We start from the raw sequence: 5,155 nt of genomic DNA, 5'->3' as shown, positions 1-5,155 counted from the left end.
GTGGCCATGGTGAGCTCCTCTTGCCAGTGCTTGAAGAAGGTGATCCAGGCGCGCAGGGGTCTTGATAGTCTTCGCCGGCCGTGAGCTGGCCGCCTAGGGTGCGGGCGAGATACAACAGGCCGCGCTTGTGCCAGGCGCCGTAACGGCGGACTTGCACCTCGACGTTGTAGCAGTGGCCGTCGGCATCCCGGACCAGGACGTCGAGGATGATGTATTTGCCGGTGAGCTCGTTGGGCTCGATGTTGGGGTTGAGGATCTCGACTGCGGTGATGTCGGGTAGATCGGGGCGGAGGTCGTTGATCAGCGCCCAGGTTGGCCCCGAACATCAGGTTCTGATCGATGAACTCGGCCGGGAGGCTATTGTTGGCCTGGATGCCGCCGACCTTGGCGGCGGCGATGATGACCTAGTCGATCTGGTGCCGGCGGAAGGAGGCGTTGACGGCCTGTTGATTGAGTAGATCGAGTTCGCTGCGACTGGCGGTGAGCAGCTCGGCTTGGGGTTGGGCGAAGCCAGTCGCTTGCAGCTGGCGGGCGATGGCGCTGCCGACCATGCCACGATGGCCGGCGATGAAGATCGTTTTCATCGTCCGTCCTCCCGGGCCATTGGAGTCGCATGGCCATGGGCCTTGAGCAGCGCATAGCGGCGCGTGGTGAGCCTGTCGCTTGGACGGTTGGGTGCGTGGCGGATTGCTCGTGCCGGGTGGCGTTAATCGCAGCCCGCCCTAAGTGGCGGCCACGCGCGAAACGCCGGCCGCAGTATGCCGTCGGGCTGGCAGACGCGTTGGGTATCAAGTCAGTTTGCGGATGATATTTCTCGCGAGATGCTCCTTGACCTCGCGATGTCTTGGAACTGGCTGAGACTCTTTGGTTTCAGGATTGTGATACCAGTCATGCCGGCTCCCATGTCGAAGCAATACGCAACCCACACTCTCAAGCTTTTTGATCAAGTCTCTGCGCTTCATGCGACGGCAAGTTCACCGACGCGGCGGACGATGGGTAATTCGCCACTTGTTAATGTGGCATAGATGTCTTTCAGGTTTTCCTTCAGTTCTTCTAGATCTTCGCCTTGTGTCATGTAGTCGGGGAACTCCTCGAAATAGCCCAGCCACATGTCTTCATCTTTCCAATAAACGTACCGCAGCGTTGTCATGTGCAACCTCATAACGGAATCTTGCCGACGAACTCGGAGCCGAGAAAGACCGTCATTCACCATTCCGACCGTAAGCCCAACAGACAAGCGGTCTAACACCTGTGTTGTTGATGCTTCGCTGGCGACAGTCTAACTCAGGATTCGCAAGCAGCGCTGTCGCGCCTCGGCGAGCAGCTTGAGGAGCGTCATGAGGGGACTGTCGATCTGAGCGTCGCCTGTGCGCGGCTTATGTGGAATCTCGTCGAGATCCACGGAACAGGCGCGCAGGGCGGAGCCGGCGACATTCAGGCTGGAGCAGAGGGCTCCCGCGCCCTTGCCGTCGCTGGGCAGCTTGACGACCTGCGTGGTATCACGCTGATGGGCGGCGCTTCGCTCGGCACCGCACCCGGGGCCTGGCTCGCTCCAGCGAGGGTGGCCGCACTGGCGAGCAGGAGCAGTGCGGTGAGGGTGATGCGGGGGCTTAACTGAATGGCCTTGGCACGGGGGCTGGCTCACCAGGTCTTGGGCTGAAAGCTGGCGTCGTTGCGGATCTCGATCGCTTGTCCGGATTGGGCGAGCACGAAGAGCCCCTTGCGGTCGGCATAACGCCCGACCTGATCCGGCACGACCATGCCGGCGACGGCGCCTAAGAGCTGATACTCGCGGTAGTGCGGAAAGCAGTCTTTGAACTGCGCCAGGCGCTGGAGGTGTTCGTTGACGTCGTCGACGCTGAGATGGGATTTGCATTCCACCGCAACGGCGACCTGCGCATTGAGCGCCAGCAGATCGACCTCGGCGATGACTTGGCCGCTGTCGTCATAGGCGCTGAGGTTGGGCGCCACTTGGTGCACCGGCAGACCGCGCGCGCGCAGGAGGCGCACTACCGCCGGGCGGACCATCTCCTGAACGAAGTCGCCGAGCCGGTTGCGTTGCCGGCCAAAGCGCCCAAATCTCTTCTGTTGGTGTGGCCATAGGTGGTGCGACGTTCGATCGACCCAGGAGCCGGCGATGCTCAGGCGCGAGTGTGCAGCCGTCAACTGGTTGAGTCGGCACAGGGCTGGAAATTCCGCCTGATTCGTCGGACGCTTGCTCTCGATGACCGGGCATGAACGACTGCTGCGCAACAACGTGCTGGTGGCGGCTGCGCTTCGGCGGCGCGGCAGAGCTGCGCCATCGCATCAAGCGGGCTGACCGGCTGCTGGGCAACCGGCATCTGCAACGCGACGCCACGCGGATTGATGCCGCGCTGGCGCGGATGCTGCTCGCCAAGGTTGCCGAGCCGCTGATCGTCATCGATTGTAGTGATCTGAAGGCGGACCAGTCGTTGCATCTGCTGCGCGCCTCGTTGGCGGCGATCCTGCTGTGGCTGATCAACACTGCCGCCGAGCCCCGCAGCGTGCATGAGCATCTGCGACCAGGCAGCCGCAAGCGACGCGCCTACTCAAGGCTGTTCCTCGCCCGCCTGCTGCTGACACTGGAGCACTGCCGCACAACCATCGCCGAGCTGGTCGATGCCATCGGGCCGCTGGATCAATGGGTCGCGAGTGACCATGATGCGCTGCTCGCTGAGTGAACGCCAGAGGGCCGGATTTGTGGGGATACCTCAGGGCCTGTCCCCGTTTTCCGTCAGAGCCTGTCCCCGTTTTCCGCTCCCGTTTTCCGCGGCGACTCATCGTCGCTCACTTGCTTCGCTATCAGGCGCGGAAGGTCTCGAGATTCTGTTGAAACCACTCGTAGGTCTGGGTGAGTCCAGCTTCCAAGCCGTAGCCTGGTTGCCAACCCAGCGCGTTGAGTCTTGAGACATCGAGTAGCTTGCGCGGCGGTCCATCGGGCTTGCTCGGGTCGAAGCGGAGCCGGCCCTCATAGCCGGTAACTCGGGTGATGGTCTCGGCCAGCTCACGGATGGTGACATCAACACCGGTGCCGACGTTGATGTGCGAGCACATCGGCTGGGTGTTGGCCCGGTAGGTCTCGAGGTCCAGATTCAGCACATGCAGGCAGGCGCCGGCCATGTCGTCGACATGCAGGAATTCGCGCTTGGGGGTGCCGGTGCCCCAGATCTCGACCTCGGGGGACTTGGCTTGGGTGGCCTCATGGAAGCGTCTGAGCAACGCTGGAATCACATGACTGTGCTCGGGATGGAAGTTGTCGCCGGGGCCGTAGAGATTGGTCGGCATCACGCTGCGATAGTCGCGCCCGTACTGGCGATTGTAGCTCTCGCAGAGCTTGATGCCGGCGATCTTGGCGATCGCATAGGGCTCGTTGGTGGGCTCAAGCGGGCCGGTCAAGAGTGCGTCCTCGTCCATCGGCTGCGGGGCTTCGCGCGGGTAGATGCAGGAGGAGCCGAGGAACAGCAGCTGTTGGATGTCGGCTTGGTGGGCGGCGTGGATCAGGTTGGCCTCGATCATCAGGTTCTGATAGATGAACTCGGCCGGCAGGCTGTTGTTGGCCTGGATGCCACCGACCTTGGCAGCGGCGATGATGACCTGGTCGATCCGGTGCTGCTGGAAGAAGGCGTTGACGGCCTGTTGATTGAGTAGATCGAGTTCGCTGCGACTGGCGGTGAGCAGCTCGGCTTGGGGTTGGGCGAAGCCAGTCGCTTGCAGCTGGCGGGCGATGGCGCTGCCGACCATGCCACGATGGCCGGCGATGAAGATTGTTTTCATCGTCCGTCCTCGCGGGCGATCGGAATCGCATGGCCATGGGCCTTGAGCAGCGCATAACGGCGCGCGGTTTGGAGGTCCTCGGCGACCATCTCGGCGACCATCTCTTGAACGGTGATCTCAGGCACCCAGCCAAGACGCTCGCGGGCGAGGGTGGGATCGCCGAGCAAGGTCTCGACCTCAGCGGGGCGGAAGTAGCGCGGGTCGACGCAGACGATGACGTCGCCGACCTTGAGCGCGGGGGCGATCTCGGGATCAGCGATGGCGGTGATGATGCCCTGCTCGTCGATGCCCTGCCCTTTGAATTCCAGGCTAATGCCAAGCTCGGCGGCGGTCCATTCGACGAATTGGCGCACCGAGTACTGGACGCCGGTGGCGATGACGAAGTCTTCGGGCTGCTCTTGCTGGAGCATCAGCCATTGCATGCGCACGTAGTCTTTGGCATGCCCCCAATCGCGCAGGGCATCCATGTTGCCCAGATACAGGCATTGCTCGAGGCCTTGGGCGATATTGGCCAGCCCCCGGGTGATCTTGCGGGTGACGAAGGTCTCGCCGCGGCGCGGGCTCTCGTGGTTGAAGAGGATGCCGTTGCAGGCATACATCCCATAGGCTTCGCGGTAGTTGACGGTGATCCAGTAGGCGTAGAGCTTGGCGGCGGCGTAAGGACTGCGCGGATAGAATGGCGTGGTTTCGCGCTGCGGGACCTCTTGGACCTGACCAAACAGTTCCGAGGTCGAGGCCTGGTAGAAGCGGGTCTTCTCGGTGAGACCCAAGAAGCGGATGGCTTCGAGCAAGCGCAAGGTGCCGATGGCATCGACGTCGGCGGTGTATTCTGGGGCCTCAAAGCTGACCGCGACATGGGATTGAGCGCCGAGGTTATAGACCTCATCGGGCTGCACCTCGGCGATGATGCGGGTGAGGTTGGAGGTGTCGGTGAGGTCGCCGTAGTGCAGGACGAACTGCTGATCCTGCTGGTGCGGGTCTTCGTAGATGTGATCGACGCGCTGGGTGTTGAACAGCGAGGCGCGGCGCTTGATGCCGTGGACTTGGTAGCCTTTCTCGAGCAGGAATTCGGCGAGGTAGCTGCCGTCTTGGCCGGTGATGCCAGTGATGAGGGCTTTTTTGGGCACGGGTTGAGACTCCAGGCTGTGCGCGGGATGATCCTAGGGCCAGAGTCTAGCTCAGGTGGCCGTTTCGGTTCATCTCTTCGTGAACGCCCCTGAAACAGGATGATCTGGAATTCTTGGCGCCGCCGTTTGCGGCTGGCCCCGGCCAACTTGTTGTCCGCCGCCAACTAGCCTATTATGTATCGGCTAAGGCTCGCGGTTTGCGACGCCAACTCTGACTCGCCGATGTAGCTCAG

Annotated in this window: 7 protein-coding genes and 1 pseudogene; 1 reads left to right on the top strand and 7 read right to left on the bottom strand. The window is 62.3% G+C overall.

What is annotated here, in order from left to right; genetic code table 11:
• From ACY693_RS14615 to ACY693_RS14595, 5 genes and pseudogenes are all read right to left on the bottom strand, one after another.
• Nucleotides 1-307: pseudogene (locus ACY693_RS14615) on the bottom strand (PD-(D/E)XK nuclease family transposase); the annotation flags it as partial.
• A gap of 97 nt (nt 308-404) precedes the next feature.
• Entirely contained in the window at nt 405-584 is a 180-nt protein-coding gene (locus ACY693_RS14610) for an NAD-dependent epimerase/dehydratase family protein (RefSeq protein ID WP_462322550.1), read from the bottom strand.
• 204 nt (nt 585-788) lie between these two features.
• Nucleotides 789-962: a type II toxin-antitoxin system HicA family toxin gene (locus tag ACY693_RS14605; RefSeq protein WP_462322549.1), complete on the bottom strand. Its 174-nt coding sequence runs from the start codon at nt 960-962 to the stop codon at nt 789-791.
• A complete protein-coding gene (locus ACY693_RS14600) occupies nt 959-1,150 on the bottom strand; it encodes a type II toxin-antitoxin system HicB family antitoxin (protein ID WP_323686615.1) in 192 nt (63 codons plus the stop codon). The genes ACY693_RS14605 and ACY693_RS14600 overlap by 4 nt, the downstream gene beginning before the upstream one ends.
• 491 nt (nt 1,151-1,641) lie before the next feature.
• Nucleotides 1,642-2,166, bottom strand: coding sequence for a DUF3782 domain-containing protein (locus tag ACY693_RS14595; RefSeq protein ID WP_462322548.1), 525 nt, complete (start codon nt 2,164-2,166; stop codon nt 1,642-1,644).
• Nucleotides 2,167-2,234: 68 nt separating this feature from the next.
• On the opposite strand from ACY693_RS14595, the gene ACY693_RS14590 reads away from it, so the two are divergent.
• A complete protein-coding gene (locus tag ACY693_RS14590) occupies nt 2,235-2,702 on the top strand; it encodes a hypothetical protein (RefSeq protein WP_462322547.1) in 468 nt (155 codons plus the stop codon).
• Nucleotides 2,703-2,823: 121 nt separating this feature from the next.
• Here ACY693_RS14590 and fcl read toward each other — a convergent pair whose 3' ends face one another.
• Nucleotides 2,824-3,795 (bottom strand): GDP-L-fucose synthase, encoded by a 972-nt coding sequence (gene fcl, locus ACY693_RS14585; RefSeq protein WP_462322546.1) that lies wholly within the window; start codon nt 3,793-3,795, stop codon nt 2,824-2,826.
• A complete protein-coding gene (gmd, locus tag ACY693_RS14580) occupies nt 3,792-4,922 on the bottom strand; it encodes a GDP-mannose 4,6-dehydratase (RefSeq protein WP_462322545.1) in 1,131 nt (376 codons plus the stop codon). The genes fcl and gmd overlap by 4 nt, the downstream gene beginning before the upstream one ends.
• Nucleotides 4,923-5,155 lie beyond the last annotated feature (233 nt).

Source organism: Halochromatium sp., assembly GCF_054919635.1.
This window is presented reverse-complemented; position numbering and strand designations above follow the sequence as displayed.